Consider the following 17,634-nt stretch of genomic DNA (forward strand, 5'->3'; position numbering starts at 1 on the left):
ACAGAAGCCTACGAGACCGCCTTCTCCGCGTACATCTTGGCGATGACGGCCTCGATGTCAGGCTCCCGCACCGACAGGTCCACCAGCGGATACTCCGCCGCGAGATACGCGACGAGCGGCGCCGCCGACTGCCCGGCCGGGAACGCCAGCCACTGCCGCGGCCCCTCCACCCGCACCACCCGCGCCGAGGGCGCCTCGACCGGCGGCAGCTCCCGCTCCAGGTCCACCACCAGCGTCCGCTCGCTCTCCCCGGCCTCGTGCAGCCCCGTGAGCGGGCCGTCGTACATCAGCCGGCCGTGGTCGATCACCATCACCCGCGAGCACAACTGCTCGATGTCCTGCAGGTCGTGCGTGGTCAGCAGCACCGTCGTGCTCCGCTCGGTGTTCAACTCCCGCAGGAAACCGCGGACTTTCGCCTTCGACACGACGTCCAGGCCGATCGTCGGCTCGTCCAGGTACAGCACCTCGGGGTCGTGCAGCAGGGCCGCCGCGATGTCACCGCGCATCCGCTGCCCGAGCGAGAGCTGCCGTACGGGGACGTCCAGCAGGGTGCCCAGCTCCAGGAGTTCGACCAGCCGGTCCAGGTTCTCGCGGTAACGGGCGTCCGGGATCCGGTACATGCGGTGCGCGAGACGGTAGGAGTCGATCAGCGGCAGGTCCCACCACAGGGTCGTACGCTGCCCGAACACCACCCCGATGCGGTGCGCGAGACGCCGCCGCTCCCGGGACGGGTCGATCCCGGCCACCCGCAGCCGCCCCGCACTCGGCGTCAGGATGCCCGTCAGCATCTTGATCGTGGTCGACTTCCCGGCGCCGTTCGGCCCGATGTACCCGACCATCTCCCCGCGCGGCACGGTGAACGACAGCGAGTCCACCGCCCGCACCTCGCGCCGCTCCCGTTTCAGGAACCCGGTCCTCTTGTGCACCTCGAAGACCTTCTCGACGTTCTCCAGCGCGATGAAGTCCTCGGTGAGGTGGCCGTCCGTCATCTGCTAGCTCCCTGTGCTCCGGTACGAACGAAGTCCCGCCCGCCAGGCCAGCCCCGCCAGCGCACAGCACGCCACCGCCACCAGCGGCGGTGCGAACGCCGTCCACCGCGGCAGATCCAGCGGATACGGCCGCCCCAGCACATAGGTCGCGGGCAGCCAGTTGACGAAGGCCAGCGGCAGCACGAACGTCACCCCGCGCACCAGCTCCTTCGCGAACACGGTCGGCGGATACTGCAGCAGTGTCGTCCCGCCGTAGGTGAAGGCGTTCTGCACCTCCGAGGCGTCCTGTGCCAGGAACTGGAAGGCCGCCCCCGCCACGAACACCGCGCAGAAGATCCCGCAGCCGCTCACCGCCATCACCGGCATGAGCAGCAGCTTCACCGGCGTCCAGGTGACGTCCAGCCGGGTCAGCGCCCAGCCCAGCACGAGCAGGCCCTGTACCACCCGGCCCAGTCTGCGCAGAGCGAACTGGTCGGCCGCCACCTGGGCCAGCACCGGCGCCGGACGCACCAGCAGCGTGTCCAGCGTGCCGTCGCGCACCCGGCGCCCCAGCCGCTCCATCGAGCCGATCAGCAGGTCGGCAAGACCGAAGGCCGTACCGGACAGGCCGTAGAGGAAGGCCACCTCGGGCAGCGACCAGCCGCCGAGGGTGTCCACCCGGGAGAACATCAGCATGATCGCGACGAAGTCGAGGAGGGTCGCCGAGAAGTTGCCGAACGTGGTCATCGCGAAGGAGGCGCGGTAGGCCATCGTGGACCTGATCCACATCCCGGCGATCATCAGATACGCCCGCAGCCCCTCCCGGAGCCGGCCGGCCTCACCCACCCTGGACCACCACCCGCCGTGTCGCCGCCGACTGCACCAGCCGCCCGGCGCCCAGCAGCACCACCGCCCACGCCCCCTGGAACACGTACGTGCCCAGCGGATCCCCGTGCCCCAGCAGGATCTGGGCCGGCGCCTGGAGCAGCGAGGACCAGGGCAGGACCCGTACGACCGCGCCGAGCGCCCCCGGGAAGACGTTCAGCGGCAGCAGCATGCCGGAGCAGAAGAACCCCGCGAGCCATGACATCTGCGTCACACCCTGGCCGTCCAGCAGCCAGAACGCGCTCAGCGCGACCAGGTAGCGGATCCCGAACCCGACGAGCATCGCCAGCAGCACGGCGACGAGGAAGGCGGCCCAGGTGCCCACATCCCTGGGTAAGTACACCGGGAAACACAGGGCACCGACGACGAAGGGAACGAGCCCCCGCCCCAGCAACTGGAAGAACGCCCGGCCGAGATCGGTGGCCAGCCACCACAGCTGCAGGTCGGCGGGCCGGTACAGGTCGATCGCCACGTCCCCCGTACGGATGCGTTCCATCAGCTCGTTCTCTATGCCGCCGCCCCCGATCGCCAGCGCCGCGAGCAATGCCTGACCCAGCCACACGTATGTCATGACCTGTGCCTGATCCCACCCGCCGAGGTGCGGCCGCTCGTCCCACAGCGCGCGGTAGGTGTAGACGAGGATCAGCCCGAAGACGGTGTTGGTGAACACCCCTGCCGCAGTGGCGGTGCGATACGTCGCGTACCGTCTGAATCCCCCCGCCGCGACGGCCACGTACAACCGTCCCGCGCTCACGTCAGTCCACCTCCCGGGACCGCTCGACACCGAAGCGCAGGAGCCTAGTCCTGGGGTCCGGCTGCCGGCCACGCAATTTCATGCCGAAGCGTGCCGGGATCCGGGAACGGAACGCCAGGTGCGAGAGTCTTCAAACCGGGGGCGCAGAAGCGTACGAGGCGTACGGGAACGTACGACGCGAAACAGGAGTCCGTGCACGACATGAGCGACGAGCCGCAGCCGCAGCAGCCGAACGAGGGCGTGCCGCCGACAGAGCCGCTGCAGGCTGAGGGGCCCGGTGATCCCGGGAGCCGTGACGAAACGGCCCCCGCCACACCCAGGGCAACCGGCAAGCCGACACCGTCCGCAACAACACCGAGCACAGCCGAGCCCAGTCCGACGGCAGACGCCGGCGAGCCGCGTCACGCCGAGCGGACGGGCGGTGAGTCCCGTCACGCCGAGGGGGCTGGGCAGGCCGGGCTCGGCCGAACGGGTGACGGCGGGGCGTCCCAGGACGGCTCGGCCCCGGAGGACCGCTCGGCCATGGACCGCACGGCCTCCATGGCCCGGGCCCGCCAGGCGGCCCGCGGCGGCCGGACGGAACAGCAGGGCGCGACCGCGCCGAGCGGCGACACGACCTCGGGCGAGTTCACGGCGTCCGGTGGGGTCCCGGGCTCCGGTGGTGGCTCTGCGTCCGGTGGGGCCTCGGGCTCCGGTGGGGCCTCGGGTTCTGGCGGTGGGTCGGCGTCCGGTGGGGCTTCGGGCTCCGGTGGTGGCTCGGCGTCCGCTGAGGCCTCGGGTTCCGGTGGTGCCTCGGCGTCCGGTGAGGTCTCAGGCAGCGGCAGGGGCAAGGGCCCGGCGGCTCGTGGCACGTCGGCTTCCGGCGGGGCTTCGGCTTCCGGGCGGGCGTCCGGTGAGGGTGCCGGCCGGGGTGGGTCGGCTCGTGAGGGCGGCTCGACCTCGGGTGGTTCAGCAGCCGGTACGGCTTCGAACGCGGCCTCCGCGTCCGGTGGGGGTTCGGCGACCCGTCGTACACCGGCCGCTCGTGGGGGCTCGGCCGGGGCCGAGGGAGCCGGGGCCGCTTCCGAGCCGCCGCAGTCGGCCGAGAGCACGCAGGTGCTCCGGCGGGTCACACCACCCCGGGCTTCCCAGGAGAACCAGCCGGGTACGCCGGCCGGGACGCCCGAGACCACCCAGATTCTCCGCCGGGTCAACGCGCCCCGCGCGGGCGAGCAGGGCGGCGGCCCCGCCGAGACGGCCACCGACTCTCCGGCCGAGGCGCCGAACGCCACCGGCCGCACCCCTCGTACGACCGGCCCCGACACCGCACGCCGTGGCGGCGGCGCGAACCGCGCCGCCCAGGCGGCCGGAGCGGTGGGCGCAGCCGGAGCCGCGGCTGCCGCGGGCGCCGCGGGCCAGGCATCCCAGGCGGGCGCGGCCGGCGCCGCCGGAGCGGCCACCCGCGGCCCTCGGACCGACACCACCGGCAACACCACCACCGGCAACAACACCACCGGCACCGGCCACGCCGACGCTCAGCCCGACGGGGGGACCCCCACGGGCAAGAAGCCCAAGCGTCCCAAGCGGACCGGTTGGCGGCGGGTCGTTCCCACCTGGCGGATGGTGCTCGGCACCTTCGTCATGGGTGTGCTGCTGCTCGTCGGGCTGTTCTTCCTCGGCTACTCCATGGTCAACATCCCGCCGGCCAACGCCCTCGCGACCAAGCAGGCCAACGTCTACCTCTACGCCGACGGCTCCCAGCTGGCCCGCGACGGTGACATCAACCGGGAGAACGTCAGCCTCGCCCAGGTCTCCAAGGACGCCCAGCACGCCGTACTGGCCGCCGAGGACCGCGACTTCTACAGCGAGTCGGCCATCGACCCGAAGGCGATGCTGCGCGCCGCCTGGAACACGGCGACCGGCAAGGGCAAGCAGTCCGGCTCGACGATCACCCAGCAGTACGTGAAGAACTACTACCTGGGCCAGGAACAGACGGTCACCCGCAAGGCCAAGGAGTTCTTCATCTCGATCAAGCTGGACCGCAACAAGTCCAAGGACGAGATCCTCGAGGGCTACCTCAACACCAGCTACTTCGGCCGCAACGCCTACGGCATCCAGTCCGCCGCCCAGGCCTACTACGGCGTGGACGCCGAGAACCTCGACCCGGCCCGCGCCGCCTACCTCGCCGCGCTCGTGAACGCGCCCAGCGAGTACGACGTCGTCGCCCACCCCGAGAACAAGGCCGCGGCCGTCGCCCGCTGGAACTACGTCCTGGACGGCATGGTCAAGAAGGGCTGGCTCGGCCAGTCCGAGCGCGCCGGGATGAAGTTCCCGATGCCGAAGGAGCAGACGGTCTCCACGGGCATGTCCGGCCAGCGCGGCTACCTCGTCGAGGCGGTCAAGCACTACCTGACCACGAACAACATCCTCACCGACGACCAGCTCGCCGCCGGCGGCTACCGCATCACCACCACCATCCAGAAGAACAGGCAGAACGCCTTCGTCAAGGCGGTCAACGACCAGCTGATCGCCAAGCTGGACAAGAAGAACAACAAGGCCGACAACTACGTGCGGGCCGGTGGCGCCTCCGTCGACCCGAAGACCGGCAAGGTCGTCGCCATGTACGGCGGCATCGACTACGTGAAGCAGTACACCAACGGCGCGACCCGCGGTGACTTCCAGGTCGGCTCGACGTTCAAGCCCTTCGTGTTCACCTCGGCGGTGGTGAACGGCTCGACCACCCAGGACGGCCGCACCATCACCCCCAACACCATGTACGACGGCACCAACGAGCGCCCCGTACAGGGCTGGAGCGGCGGCGGATACGCCCCGCAGAACGAGGACCAGAAGTCGTACGGCCAGATCCCCGTCACCAAGGCGACCGACCTGTCCGTGAACGCCGTGTACGCGCAGATGGCCGTCGACGTCGGCCCCGCCAAGGTCAAGCAGACCGCGGTCGACCTGGGCATCCCCTCCGACACCCCGGACATGCAGCCGTACCCGTCCATCGCCCTCGGCACCGCCAACGCCAGCGTCCTGAACATGGCGGAGGCGTACGCCACGCTCGCCAACCACGGCAAGCACGGCACGTACACCCTGATCGAGAAGATCACCAAGGACGGCACCCAGGACATCAAGCTGCCCGACCAGCAGGTCAAGCAGGCCGTCAGCCGGGAGGCCGCCGACACCACCACGTCGATCCTGCAGAGCGTGGTCGAGAACGGCACCGCCACCGCCGCCCAGGCCGCGGACCGCCCGGCCGCGGGCAAGACCGGTACGGCCGAGAACGACACCGCCGCCTGGTTCGCCGGTTACACCCCCGACCTGGCCACGGTGGTCTCGGTCATGGGCCAGGACCCGGTCACGGCCAAGCACATGCCGCTGTACGGCGCCCTCGGCGAGCCCCGGATGAACGGTGGCGGCCCGCCGACCCAGATCTGGGCCCAGTACACGCACGACGCGCTGAAGAACGCGCCCTCCTCCGACTTCGACCTTCAGCTGGAGCAGGGCGCCGACGAGCCGCAGCCGCCGAGCGCGACCGGCTCGGCCCAGCCGGGCACGACCGGTGGCCAGAACGGCGGTGCGACCGCGAGCCCGACCACCGGCGGTGCGACCAACAGCCCGGCCGGCGGCGCCACCGGCACCCCCACCACCGGCGGTCCGACCACCACCGGCGGCACCGGCACCACCGGCGGCGGCAACACGACCACCGGTGGCGGCACCACCACCGGCGGGGGCACCACGACCGGTGGGGGCACCACGACCGGCGGCGGGGGCACCACCGGCGGGGACGCGACCGGCGGCGGTGGTACGGCCGCCGGCGGCGGCACGGCCACCGGCGGGGACCCGACCGGCGGCGGTGGTACGACCGGCACGGCCGCCGGCGCCGGAGGCGGCGACCCCGCGGCCTGACGCCTCGGCGGGCTCCCTCACGCACACAGCCAGGGAACGGTGAAGGGGCTGGTGACCATGGTCACCAGCCCCTTCACCGTTCCGGACTCAGAGATACAGGCCGGTGGAGTCCTCCGACCCCTCGAAGCGGTCCGCGGCCACGGCGTGCAGATCCCGCTCGCGCATGAGCACGTACGCCACACCCCGCACCTCGACCTCGGCCCGGTCCTCCGGATCGAACAGGACCCGGTCACCCGGCTCCACGGTCCGCACGTTCTGCCCGACCGCGACGACCTCGGCCCAGGCCAGCCGCCGTCCGACCGCCGCCGTGGCGGGAATCAGGATGCCGCCCCCCGACCGCCGCTCGCCCTCGCCGGTCTCCTGCTTGACCAGAACCCGGTCGTGCAGCATCCGGATGGGAAGCTTGTCGTGATGGGGGGTGCTGTGCTGGTTTCTGTTGGCGCTCACGCCTCGAACTTACCTGCCTTCCGCGTGCCTGTACGTGCCCGGGTCAGCCCTTGCGCCGCCGACTTCCCAGTGCGAGCAGCCCGACCACCCCGACGGCGAGCAGCGCCACGGGCACGACCCGCTCCGCCCGCAGCCCGCCCTCCTCGTTCACGAACTGCGCGCGCACCTCGCTGACCACCCGGTTGACCTGCACATACGCCCGGCCGACGGTGTGGTCGAGGTTGGCGACGACCTTGGCCTTGGCATCCCCGATGATCGTCTGCGGATGTACCCGCACCCCGATCTCGTCGAGCGTCTCGGCCAGCACTTCACGGCGGCGCTTGATGTCCGCCTCGATCTGCGCGGGGGTTCTGGTGTCCGAGGTGTCCGCCACCGTACGGCCTCCGAAGTCTCCTGATGCTGTTCCGGACAGTCTGTCAGCTCATGCCCGCACCGCACCGCAAGGCCCCCCGGTTACGCTGGCCCGATGAGCGAGCGACTCCAGCCGGGGGACGTGGCCCCCGCCTTCACCCTCCCCGACGCCGACGGCACCGAGGTGTCCCTGTCGGACCACAAGGGCCGCAAGGTCATCGTCTACTTCTACCCGGCCGCCCTGACCCCCGGCTGCACCAAGCAGGCCTGCGACTTCACCGACAACCTGGACCTGCTGGCCGGCGCCGGCTACGACGTCATCGGCATCAGCCCCGACGCCCCGGAGAAGCTGGCCAGGTTCCGTGAGAAGGAGTCCCTGAAGGTCACGCTCCTCGCCGACCCGGACAAGCAGGTCACCGAGGCCTACGGCGCCTACGGCGAGAAGAAGAACTACGGCAAGACGTACCTGGGCGTCATCCGCTCCACGATCGTCGTCGACGAGCAGGGCAAGGTCGAACGGGCCCTGTACAACGTCCGTGCCACCGGCCACGTGGCAAAGATCATCAAGGATCTGGGTATCTGAAACCTCGGGACCCGCTGCCCGGCCGCTAGCATGGCCGGGCAGCAGCACGCGGCCGTGGTGGAATTGGCAGTCACGCTGGGTTTAGGTCCCAGTGGGGTAACTCCCGTGAGGGTTCGAGTCCCTCCGGCCGCACCAGAGTTCAGCCGAGCAGCTCCCGAACGACCGGCACCAGCGCCCGGAACGCCTTGCCGCGGTGGCTGATCGCGTTCTTCTCCTCGGCACTCAGCTCGGCGCACGTCCGGTTCTCGCCCTCCGGCTGGAGGATCGGGTCGTAGCCGAAGCCGCCCGTACCGGCGGGAGCGTGCCGCAGGACACCCGGCAGCCGGCCCTCGACCACCCGTTCCCGCCCGTCCGGCAGCGCCAGGGCCGCGGCGCACGCGAAGTGGGCGCCGCGGTGCTCGTCCGTGATGTCGGAGAGCTGGGCCAGCAGCAGGTCCAGGTTGGCCCTGTCGTCGCCGTGGCGGCCGGCCCAGCGGGCGGAGAAGATGCCGGGGGCGCCGTTCAGGACGTCGACGCAGAGGCCGGAGTCGTCGGCGACGGCCGGGAGGCCGGTGGCCCGGGCGAGGGCGTGGGCCTTGAGGAGGGCGTTCTCGGCGAAGGTGACGCCGGTCTCCTTGACGTCCGGGACGTCGGGGTAGGCGTCGGCGCCGACGAGTTCGTGGGTGAGCCCGGCGTCGGCCAGGATGGCCCTCAGCTCGGTGATCTTTCCGGCGTTGCGGGTGGCGAGGATCAAGCGGGTCATGCCCGCCAGTATTCCTCGCCGCGGTGCCTACAGTTCCGCCTGCCCCGCGCCGCCCAGCATGCTCAGGTCGAACACCGAGGCCATCCTGCCGAAGCCCAGGTCGCCGGGGTGCAGATGGTCGCCGGAGTCGTAGTCGGGGCGCAGCCGGCGCGGGTCGTAGGGGTCGCGCAGCGCCTTGTCGAAGTCCACGACCGCGTCGTACACGCCACCGGCCCGGATCTCCGCGTTGACCCGCTGCCGTACCGCCTCACGGGCCGCCGTCCAGCCGCGGTGGCCCCGGTAGGGCATCAGCGTGGCGCCGACGACCTTCAGACCGCGCGCGTGGGCCTGGCCGACGAGGGCGCGCAGACCGGCGACGATGCGGTCGGGGTCGGCGAGCTCCGGGTTGCGCAGGATGTCGTTGACGCCGAGGTCGATGACGACGGCCTTGACGCCCGGGTGGGAGAGCGCGTCGCGGCCGAAGCGGCCGAGGCCGCTCTGGTTCTCGGCGGGCCGGCCCAGCCCGTCGGTGAGGACCTGGTTGCCGCTGATGCCCTCGTTCACGACGCTGTAGCGCGGCACATGGCGCCCGCCCTCGACGGCGGCGCGCAGCCGGCCCGCGAGGATGTCCGGCCAGCGGTGGTTGGCGCCGACGGTGGAGGTGATGCCGTCGGTGATGGAGTCGCCGAAGACGACGACGGTGCCGTCGGCCTCGTTGCTGAGGACGTCCAGGGACGTCAAGTACCGCCAGTGCGGCGTCTGTTCGGTGTACGGGGTGCCGGTCGCGTCCTCGGTGGCGTCGCCGGCGGCGACGTAGGAGATCTGCCGGGCGTGCGGGTGGTAGGTGACCGGGCCGGAGGGGGTGGGCGAGTAGGTGGTGACCAGGACGTCGCTGTCGTGCGGCACGACGAGGCGTACGGCGTCGCTGACGATCTGTTCGCCGGGGGGTATCACCACGCTGGTGGCGCCGTCGAAGGTGAGGCGGCGCATCGACTCCGGGTCGGCCGCGGCACTGCCGTCGCCCGAGGACAGCGCGATCGAGGCGTGGGTGATGGTCAGCGGGGCCTGGCCGTAGAGGTTGGACAGCGTGATCCGGGCGCTCGTACCGCCCATGTCGGCGTGCACGACATTGCGGACCGAGTGGCCCGCGAGCCCCTGCGTCTCGGTGCCGGGCTCGCCGCCGACGGGGGCGGTGGACCAGGTGCCGACCCAGGTGCCGGCCGAGGCGGGGGCGACGGAGGAGCCGTGGTGCGGGCGGTCGTCGGCGAGGGCGCCGCGCGGGGTGCCCTCGCCGGCCGACACGGAGAGGTAGATGGCGGCGGAGACGGCCAGGACCAGCGCCACGAGCGCACTCAATACCGCACGGTGCCTTGCGGGGGCTCCAGGCATTCGCTGCTCCGCAGCGGGCCCCGCACCCCCGTCACGACGTCTGGTCACGCTTGTGTTGTTCTCCTCGGGATGGGAGCCCGAGGCTCCGATCTTGTTGAGCCCATGATGCGTCATGGGCCGGGCAGAGCCGTCAGGGCCCTGGCCGAAACCCTTTCCGAAAGACACCGGGAACTCTTGTCCCGTTCCGGGAGTCGGTCAGGAAGGGACAATTGGGTACGGGATCACCGAGCGGGATCACCGCACGGGTGGAGCTGAACGGGTGGAGCTGATGGGACCTACCGAGACCGGAACACCGCCGGCGCGGGGTGTGTCGTACAAGACGATGACGGCCTTCACCCCGGCCGACGAGGAGCGCCGGCGCGGGGTGCGGCGCATGAAGCTCACGGCGACGAGCATGCTGCTGTTCGTGGCGTTGATCTACGTCCTGGCCAAGCTCGCCTCGCACGAGGGCGCCGGGACCTGGGCGGGCTATGTCGCGGCGGCCGCCGAGGCCGGCATGGTGGGCGCGCTCGCCGACTGGTTCGCCGTCACCGCGCTCTTCCGGCACCCGCTCGGACTGCCCATCCCGCACACCGCGATCATCCCCACCAAGAAGGACCAGCTGGGCATCTCCCTCGGCGAGTTCGTCGGCGAGAACTTCCTCTCCGAGGACGTCGTACGCCAGCGGCTGCGGTCGGTCGGCATCGGCAGCCGGCTCGGGACCTGGCTGGCCGAGCCGGAGCACGCGGACCGGGTGACGGCGGAACTGGCGACCGCGCTGCGCGGCGCGCTGACCGTGCTGCGGGAAACCGACGTGCAGGCCGTCGTGACGGAGGCCATCACGCGGCGCGCGAACACCAAGGAGATCGCCCCGGGCATCGGCAAGATGCTGGAGGGGATCGTCGCCGACGGCGCGCACCGGCGGGCGGTGGACCTGGTGGTGGCCCGCGCGCACGACTGGCTGGTGCTGCACCGGGACGACGTGATGGTCGCGGTGGAGGGCGGTGCGCCCGGCTGGACCCCGAGATTCGTGGACCGCAGGGTGGGCGAGCGGGTCTACAAGGAGCTGCTGCGGTTCGTCACCGAGATGCGGGACATGCCCACCCACCCGGCACGCGGCGCGCTGGACCGGTTCCTCACCGACTTCGCCTCCGATCTGCAGTCCGACACGGACACGCGGGTGCGGGTGGAGCGGCTCAAGGGCGAGGTGCTGGGCCGGGGCGAGGTGCAGGACCTGATCGCGTCCGCCTGGACGGCCGTACGGTCCATGATCGTCGCGGCGGCCGAGGACGAGCAGAGCGAGCTACGGCTGCGGGTGCGGGCCCAGCTGCTGTCGCTGGGCGCGCGGATGGCGACCGAGCCCAGGGTGCAGGAGAAGGTCGACAGCTGGGTCGAGGGCGCGGCGGTGCACGTGGTGACGACGTACCGCAAGGAGATCACCTCGCTGATCACGGACACCGTGGCGAGCTGGGACGCGGAGCACACCACCCGGAAGATCGAGGCGCACATCGGCCGCGACCTGCAGTTCATCCGGATCAATGGCACGGTGGTGGGGTCACTGGCGGGACTGCTGATCTACGTGGTGACGCAGACGCTCGGCGCCTGAGCCCGGACCGCGAGTGGTTCCGCGGGCCGGGGGCACCCGTCCTGCCGTCCCCCCGGCCTCCCGCCGCCCCGGGGGACGTCCTTCGACGAGGAGGGAGCCCATGAGCGCAGCCGAGACGCCGGCGCCGTCGGCGCGGACCGGCCGGACCATCACCACCGACATCCCCGCCCGGCTGGACCGCCTGCCCTGGTCCCGCTGGCACTGGACGATCGTGATCGGCCTGGGCACCGTATGGATCCTCGACGGCCTGGAGGTCACGGTCGTCGGCAACATCGCCGGGCGTCTGGCCGAACCGGGCAGCGGGCTGTCGATCACCTCGGGCCAGATCACCGGTGTGGCCGCCGCGCTGTATGTGGCCGGCGCCTGCTCGGGCGCACTGTTCTGGGGCCGCCTGACCGACCGCTTCGGCCGCAAGAAGCTCTTCATGATCACCCTGGCGGTGTACCTGGCGGCGACGGCGCTCACATCCGTCTCCTGGGAAGCCTGGTGGTTCTTCCTGTTCCGCTTCCTGACCGGCTTCGGCATCGGCGGCGAGTACGCGGCGATCAACTCCGCGATCGACGAGCTGATCCCGGCGCACCACCGCGGCCGGGTCGACCTGATCATCAACGGCAGCTTCTGGCTGGGCGCGATCGGCGGCTCCCTGCTGTCGATCGTCGCGCTCAACACCAACCTGCTGCCGGTGAACGTCGGCTGGCGCCTGACGTTCGCCCTCGGCGCCGTACTCGCGCTCGTCATTCTCCTCGTACGCCGCCATGTCCCCGAAAGCCCGCGCTGGCTGCTGATCCACGGCAGGGACCGGGAGGCGGAGGAGATCGTCTGCGGCATCGAGCGCCGGGTGGAGCGGGAGAAGGGCGTGCCGCTGCCCGAGCCGCAGGGCGAGCTGGAGATCCACCAGCGCAAGAGCGTGACCTTCATGGAGATCGCCCGCACGGTCTTCGGCCACTACCGCGGGCGTGCCGTCCTCGGCTTCTCCCTCTTCATCGGCCAGGCGTTCCTGTACAACGCGATCACCTTCGGCTTCGGCGCGATCCTGACGAAGTTCTTCAACATCCCCTCCGACCGCACCGGCTACTACTTCGCGGTGATCGCGGTCGGCAACTTCTGCGGCCCGCTGCTGCTGGGCAAGCTGTTCGACACGGTCGGCCGCCGGGTCATGATCTCCTCGACGTACCTGCTCTCCGGCCTGCTGCTGTTCGGCACGGCGTGGCTGTTCGACCGGGGTTCGCTGAGCGCGGGCACGCTGACGGCCTGCTGGTGCGCGGTCCTCTTCTTCGCCTCGGCAGGAGCGTCCAGCGCGTATCTGACGGTCTCCGAGATCTTCCCGATGGAGACACGGGCCATGTCCATCGCCTTCTTCTACGCCCTCGGCACCGCGGCCGGCGGCATCAGCGGCCCCCTGCTGTTCGCCGACCTCACCGGCACGGGCAAGGTCGGCGACACGGTCCTCGCCTTCTCCATCGGCGCGGCCCTGATGTGCGCGGCGGGCCTGACGGCAGCCGCCCTCGCGGTACGGGCCGAACGCCGCTCCCTGGAGGACATCGCCCGCCCGCTGACGGCGGTGGCGACGCGGGCCAGGGCGGCGACCCGGCCCACGCCCGGCACACGGGGGCAGGGCCGGGGCCCCGCGGCACCGCCGACGCCGAGCAGGCCGTAACTCATCTGCTTCCTGTGGCCCGTTGGGCCGACCACCCGGCGAACGTTCCTGCGTGGCCGGGGCGTTCAGGCTCCGGTCGTGGAGCCGGGACGCACGATCATCAGGACGGTCACGGTGGCCCACAGCAGGTTGAACATCCCGGTGCACATGGCGAGCCGCGCGGGATGTGTGCCCCTGCCCTCCACCACCGCGCTCTGGGCGGGCAGCACCAGCGCGGCGAGGACGACGGCGGCGAGGGCGGTCAGCGCGATCGACACGATCAGCCAGGCGCTGCCGAGCACACCCATCTCGCTCGCGGTGGCGAACCCGAACACCGGGACGACGACGCCGACGAGGGCGTAGACCCGGCAGATCCGGTGCAGCAGGCCGAGCGTTCCGAAGGCGCCGCCGTCGTCGCCGGGCGCGGCGAGGGCCCGGCGTGCGACGGGCGGGAACATGCTGGCGGCGACGGTCACGGGGCCCACGGCGACGATGGCGGCGAGGACGTCGGGAGGGCGGGCAGGCCCAGTTCATCGTCCACGACCTGCCCCCGGCGCCTTCGGGTGCCACCCTGGAGCCCCTGCTGCGCTGGCTGGAGGACCACAGCGACCGCGACCTCACCCTGGACGAGATCGCGGCCCAGGCGGGCATGAGCACCCGCACCCTCAACCGCCGCTTCCGCGAACAGACCGGCACGACGCCGCTGCAATGGCTGCACCGGGCACGGGTACGACGGGCCCAGCACCTGCTGGAGACCACGGCGCACCCTGTAGAACGCATCGCCGTACAGACGGGCTTCGGCTCACCCACGGCCTTCCGGGAACGCTTCCGGAGAGTGGTGGGGACGAGCCCGCAGGCGTACCGGAGGGCGTTCAGGGCGGGGGAGAGGTAGATCGGTGCGGTGTGGTCTGCTCAGGTGCCGCAGCGAGGCCGGTCGAGGCGTTGCGGCGGGTCCGCTCAGGCCTTTCGGTCGGCGACGGCCCAGGAGGCGAGCGCGACGGCACCGGCGACACCGAGAACGGACGGCCAGGCGCCGACCTTCTTGGCGAGCGGGTGGGACCCGGCGAACGCGGCGACATAGGCGGCGCTCAGCGCACCGGCGGCCTTCCCGCCGGCCTGCTTGCGCCACTGCTGAGCGGCAGCGACCCCGGCAACGGCCAGCACGGTCCCACCGAGCTGCCGCTTCTTGGTCCACCGGGCCACGCCGTACCCACCGACAAGCCCGGTAGCGGCAACGACGGAACTGGGAACCCTGGCCATGCTGACTCCTCATTCTCCACTTGTGAGCGCGGTCTGAACCCGAGGCTAACGCGCAGGAGAGGAGGCGCTGAACCTGAGTCGATCATTGTCAGGTCTTCAGCGGAAAAGCCCCCGCGGAATTCTCCGTCTCCGGGGGCGTGGTGGGTTGCTCTGTCTTGAACGTGACGGCGGGCGTGGCGACCTCGCGCGCATACGGTTGTGTCGGGTATCCGTGCGCGAGCGAGGTCACCACATGCCCCGTGCCGTCGGCGGGCAAGCCGGCCGGCCCACCGGTCGCCTGGCCGGCCGCCGCTTTCCGCCGCCAAGGGACAGCGAATCGCCCTATTACCAGGCGCTGTTGCTGCAGCCCATGGTCGAGCCGATGTGGGTGTCCTGCGCGCCCGGGTCGCCCTCACCGTTGAGCGCGTTGCCCAGCACGCCGTTGAGGATGCCGACCTCGCCGAGGACGTCGACGTTCAGGTCGTGCGACCTGCAGTTGGAACTCTGCGCGACGTGGGCGCCCCCGCCGCCCCCCTCACCGCCGGCGTAGGCCGTGCCGGAAGCCAGGAATCCGACGCTCCCGAGGGCCGCGACCATGACGGCAGCCTTGTGAAGCTTGTGCATGTCATCTCCATGATGTGAGGCGAATACGATCTGTGGCAGATCGACTTCTGACGGTGATGGAGATTATGTGCAAATCCACCAAAAGGGGTGGCGACGCGCCGGTTTGATGATCTATTAGCGCATTCCATAAATCACCGCGAGCCGACCGCGTGGGGTCCCTGGACCGACGGCCGCCGGCCGGGCAAGCGCAGCGGAGAGCCCAATCCGGCCCACGACAAGCCCAACACCGTTGGTCACACTTACCGAATGGGGCAGGACGGGAGCCCTCAGCTCGCAGTGGTGGTCGAAAGCGCCGGTAGGCACCGTGTGGTTTCGCCGCGCGCCCCGCGTTTCTGTGGACGAACTCGCCCAACTCATCGACTCAGGCACCACCCCGGCCGAGGCCGCGCTGCGCGTCGCCGCGTCCACCCCAGGGGTGAATCGCGTGCTCTTGGGGTCCGGGCATGCGCAACACTGGAAGGCCGCTCATCGCGTCTTCGCTCTACCGCCGCTCCCGGACGAGACCCTGCACGAGGTGATCGATGTTCTCGGCGCCTGACGACGCCACCGCCCAGCGCATGCGTAGCGCCAGGGCCATTGCGTGCACCACTCTCACCCTGACCGACCTCGCCGAGGAACCCATCTGGGGCTACGCCGGCCGGACCATCTCCGGTGCCGTGACCAGCGCGCAGGGCACCGGCTGGCTCCGCGTCGTCGCGGAGCACCCCGACAAGGCACACGGGAAACTCTGGGACGGCCCGAAGACCGCCCAGGAGCTGCTTCCTCCAGTGATCCCCCGCCCTGTTCTCCACCGCGTCCACGACTGGCAGGCCGTCGGCTGGGCGTACCGGGCCGAGCTGTACCAGCACACGGACGCCACCGTCATCTCCCGCTCACCGGTCCTCGAACAGGACCCAGCCCTCCCCGAGGCGTGGTGGGCGCAGCTGCGGCTCGCACTCGACGCCCTTGCCGAAGCTCCTACCGAACGCATCGCCGTACGGGAGGAGTACATCCGCCGGGTCGTCCCCGAATGCACAGGCTGCGAAGTCGGTCAGGTCGAGTGGTCCACCGCCCATGGCGATTTCCACTGGTCCAATCTCGGCGGACCCGGCCTCACCATCCTCGACTGGGAAGGCTGGGGGCAGGCCCCGGTCGCCTTCGACGCCGCCCAGCTCTACCTCTACTCCCTCCACATCCCCGCCACGGCAGCCCGCGTCCGCCAGGCCCTCGGCCACATCCTCGACACCCCAGCCGCACGCGTGGCAGAACTGACCATCTGCGCCCAGGTACTCCAGGCCGCCGACCGCACGCCGTTCTACAGGGAACTGGCGAGCCCGGTGAAGGCGTACCTGGAGGCGACGTACGAGAGGAGGAGGTGAGAGTGGCTCAGCGGGTAAACCGGCGACCAGTACTCGGTCGTGTTGCCGCCGCTGTACGACGACTTGAACCAGACAAGATCGGTATCGGCCGTCACCCGTCCAGCAGGCCCCTTCGCAAAGCCGCGGTGAACGCGTGCCAGGCCTGCCCACTGACAGAGAGCACGGGCCCGCTGCTGACTTTGGAGTCGCGTACGAGGATGCTTTCGGTCATCCGCGCGCATTCAACACATTCCGTACCGCTGCCCCCGCTGTAAGTCGATGTGAACCAGCAGGGTGCGGACGGTCTGGTCATCAGGACTCCTTGCTTATGCGGGTGATGAGCTCTGCTGAGGATTCCAGGTCGAGCGCCTGTGCGCTCAGATACTCAAACGCCAGCCTGTAGCGGTCAAGTTCCCCAGGCTTTTCCATGAAGAGCCCGCCGCCGAGGAGATCGACGTAGACCACGTCCAGTTCCCTCTTCGGTCCGCGGAGGACGGCGAAGCTGCCGACGGCGGCTGCGTGGGCGCCCCTTGAGAACGGGAGTACCTGCACCGTGATGTGTGGTCGTTCGCTCAGCGCCCGCAGGTGCCGTAGTTGTTCCTGCATGACTTCGCGTCCGCCGACGATGCGTCGGATTGCGGCCTCGTCGATCACGCACCAGATGTGCGGAGGGTCATCGCGGTCAAGGAGATCTTGCCTTTTCATGCGGATGTCGACCATGTGCTGCACCTCCCGCTCGGGGCAGCCCACTTCGGAGGCGCGGTGGACCGCTTCGGCGTAGGCGCGGGTCTGCAAGAGGCCGGGCACGTACATGCACGCGTAGTGGTCTTCTCGTACGACCTCGTCCTCTAGGGTCAGCATGAGGTTCATGGACTCGGGGATAGGGTCGGCGAGTGAGCGCCACCAGCCCTGGATCTTGGCCGCCTTGGCCAGCTCGACAAGTGCGAGGCGCTCCTCGTCTGAGGCACCGTACTCACGACAAAGGGCGTCTACCGTCGGCCACTTGACAGTTCCTTCCTTTGTCTCATAGCGGCTGAGGGTCGCCTTTGAGATACCGACGCGGGCGCCTGCCTCTTCAAGGGTCAGGCCTTTGGCCTCACGAAGACGTCGGAGGTCTGCGCCGAGCTGGCGCCTACGAGTGGTTGGTCCAACTGCCATGTCCTGGCCCTTCGCGTCGATCCGTTAGATCGTCCCGGTTGCCGTGGCGGAACGGCAAGACGGTGT

18 protein-coding genes, 1 tRNA gene and 1 pseudogene are annotated in these 17,634 nt (G+C 70.5%); 8 read left to right on the forward strand and 12 right to left on the reverse strand.

The window, feature by feature from the left end; genetic code table 11:
* Positions 1 to 8: 8 nt before the first annotated feature.
* Genes BFF78_RS26005 through BFF78_RS26015 form a run of 3 tightly spaced genes read right to left on the reverse strand, consistent with a single transcriptional unit; the run spans position 9 to position 2,607 of the window.
* The gene (locus tag BFF78_RS26005) at positions 9 to 989 is read right to left on the reverse strand and encodes an ABC transporter ATP-binding protein (protein ID WP_069780605.1); all 981 of its coding nucleotides are present in this window, start codon (positions 987 to 989) and stop codon (positions 9 to 11) included.
* 3 nt (positions 990 to 992) lie between these two features.
* Positions 993 to 1,769: an ABC transporter permease gene (locus BFF78_RS26010; RefSeq protein WP_099055096.1), complete on the reverse strand. Its 777-nt coding sequence runs from the start codon at positions 1,767 to 1,769 to the stop codon at positions 993 to 995.
* A 37-nt stretch (positions 1,770 to 1,806) separates the two neighbouring features.
* Complete coding sequence (locus tag BFF78_RS26015) at positions 1,807 to 2,607, reverse strand: ABC transporter permease (RefSeq protein ID WP_069780606.1); 801 nt, start codon at positions 2,605 to 2,607, stop codon at positions 1,807 to 1,809.
* Between the two features lie 1,095 nt (positions 2,608 to 3,702).
* Between BFF78_RS26015 and BFF78_RS26020 the strand changes: the two genes are divergently transcribed.
* Positions 3,703 to 6,498, forward strand: coding sequence for a transglycosylase domain-containing protein (locus tag BFF78_RS26020; RefSeq protein ID WP_069780607.1), 2,796 nt, complete (start codon positions 3,703 to 3,705; stop codon positions 6,496 to 6,498).
* 87 nt (positions 6,499 to 6,585) lie between these two features.
* Here BFF78_RS26020 and BFF78_RS26025 read toward each other — a convergent pair whose 3' ends face one another.
* Positions 6,586 to 6,945: a GroES family chaperonin gene (locus tag BFF78_RS26025; RefSeq protein ID WP_031159553.1), complete on the reverse strand. Its 360-nt coding sequence runs from the start codon at positions 6,943 to 6,945 to the stop codon at positions 6,586 to 6,588.
* 43 nt (positions 6,946 to 6,988) lie between these two features.
* A complete protein-coding gene (locus BFF78_RS26030; protein ID WP_069780608.1) occupies positions 6,989 to 7,318 on the reverse strand; it encodes a DUF3618 domain-containing protein in 330 nt (109 codons plus the stop codon).
* A 93-nt stretch (positions 7,319 to 7,411) separates the two neighbouring features.
* Here BFF78_RS26030 and bcp point away from each other — a divergent pair, with 93 nt between their 5' ends.
* On the forward strand, positions 7,412 to 7,879 hold the full coding sequence (bcp, locus tag BFF78_RS26035; RefSeq protein WP_069780609.1) for a thioredoxin-dependent thiol peroxidase: 468 nt from the start codon (positions 7,412 to 7,414) through the stop codon (positions 7,877 to 7,879).
* Between the two features lie 48 nt (positions 7,880 to 7,927).
* Positions 7,928 to 8,014, forward strand: a tRNA-Leu gene (locus BFF78_RS26040).
* A gap of 4 nt (positions 8,015 to 8,018) precedes the next feature.
* Here the strand turns inward: BFF78_RS26040 and rdgB are convergent.
* Positions 8,019 to 8,621 carry an RdgB/HAM1 family non-canonical purine NTP pyrophosphatase gene (gene rdgB, locus BFF78_RS26045; RefSeq protein ID WP_069780610.1) on the reverse strand — a complete coding sequence of 201 codons (603 nt, stop codon included), beginning with the start codon at positions 8,619 to 8,621 and terminating at the stop codon, positions 8,019 to 8,021.
* 27 nt (positions 8,622 to 8,648) lie between these two features.
* Complete coding sequence (locus tag BFF78_RS26050; protein ID WP_418346688.1) at positions 8,649 to 10,037, reverse strand: SGNH/GDSL hydrolase family protein; 1,389 nt, start codon at positions 10,035 to 10,037, stop codon at positions 8,649 to 8,651.
* A 220-nt stretch (positions 10,038 to 10,257) separates the two neighbouring features.
* On the opposite strand from BFF78_RS26050, the gene BFF78_RS26055 reads away from it, so the two are divergent.
* On the forward strand, positions 10,258 to 11,574 hold the full coding sequence (locus BFF78_RS26055) for a DUF445 domain-containing protein (protein ID WP_069783818.1): 1,317 nt from the start codon (positions 10,258 to 10,260) through the stop codon (positions 11,572 to 11,574).
* 100 nt (positions 11,575 to 11,674) lie between these two features.
* Positions 11,675 to 13,231 carry an MFS transporter gene (locus tag BFF78_RS26060; protein WP_069780612.1) on the forward strand — a complete coding sequence of 519 codons (1,557 nt, stop codon included), beginning with the start codon at positions 11,675 to 11,677 and terminating at the stop codon, positions 13,229 to 13,231.
* A 65-nt stretch (positions 13,232 to 13,296) separates the two neighbouring features.
* Here BFF78_RS26060 and BFF78_RS26065 read toward each other — a convergent pair whose 3' ends face one another.
* Positions 13,297 to 13,668: a hypothetical protein gene (locus BFF78_RS26065; RefSeq protein ID WP_227025930.1), complete on the reverse strand. Its 372-nt coding sequence runs from the start codon at positions 13,666 to 13,668 to the stop codon at positions 13,297 to 13,299.
* Positions 13,669 to 13,718: 50 nt separating this feature from the next.
* On the opposite strand from BFF78_RS26065, the pseudogene BFF78_RS26070 reads away from it, so the two are divergent.
* A pseudogene (locus BFF78_RS26070) lies at positions 13,719 to 14,102 on the forward strand (GlxA family transcriptional regulator); the annotation flags it as partial.
* A gap of 65 nt (positions 14,103 to 14,167) precedes the next feature.
* Here BFF78_RS26070 and BFF78_RS26075 read toward each other — a convergent pair.
* Positions 14,168 to 14,470 carry a hypothetical protein gene (locus tag BFF78_RS26075; protein WP_069780614.1) on the reverse strand — a complete coding sequence of 101 codons (303 nt, stop codon included), beginning with the start codon at positions 14,468 to 14,470 and terminating at the stop codon, positions 14,168 to 14,170.
* Between the two features lie 324 nt (positions 14,471 to 14,794).
* Entirely contained in the window at positions 14,795 to 15,073 is a 279-nt protein-coding gene (locus tag BFF78_RS26080) for a hypothetical protein (RefSeq protein WP_069780615.1), read from the reverse strand.
* Positions 15,074 to 15,407: 334 nt separating this feature from the next.
* Here BFF78_RS26080 and BFF78_RS26085 point away from each other — a divergent pair, with 334 nt between their 5' ends.
* Together BFF78_RS26085 and BFF78_RS26090 are read left to right on the forward strand one after the other, a co-directional pair.
* Entirely contained in the window at positions 15,408 to 15,611 is a 204-nt protein-coding gene (locus tag BFF78_RS26085) for a hypothetical protein (RefSeq protein WP_069780616.1), read from the forward strand.
* The gene (locus BFF78_RS26090; protein WP_069780617.1) at positions 15,595 to 16,431 is read left to right on the forward strand and encodes a hypothetical protein; all 837 of its coding nucleotides are present in this window, start codon (positions 15,595 to 15,597) and stop codon (positions 16,429 to 16,431) included. Before BFF78_RS26085 ends, BFF78_RS26090 begins: the two co-directional genes overlap by 17 nt.
* Positions 16,432 to 16,522: 91 nt before the next feature.
* Here the strand turns inward: BFF78_RS26090 and BFF78_RS26095 are convergent, their stop codons facing one another.
* Together BFF78_RS26095 and BFF78_RS26100 are read right to left on the reverse strand one after the other, a co-directional pair.
* Positions 16,523 to 16,723 (reverse strand): DUF397 domain-containing protein, encoded by a 201-nt coding sequence (locus tag BFF78_RS26095; protein ID WP_069780618.1) that lies wholly within the window; start codon positions 16,721 to 16,723, stop codon positions 16,523 to 16,525.
* Complete coding sequence (locus BFF78_RS26100; RefSeq protein WP_069780619.1) at positions 16,723 to 17,568, reverse strand: helix-turn-helix domain-containing protein; 846 nt, start codon at positions 17,566 to 17,568, stop codon at positions 16,723 to 16,725. Before BFF78_RS26100 ends, BFF78_RS26095 begins: the two co-directional genes overlap by 1 nt.
* Positions 17,569 to 17,634 lie beyond the last annotated feature (66 nt).

Source organism: Streptomyces fodineus (assembly GCF_001735805.1).
Lineage (GTDB): Bacteria > Actinomycetota > Actinomycetes > Streptomycetales > Streptomycetaceae > Streptomyces > Streptomyces fodineus.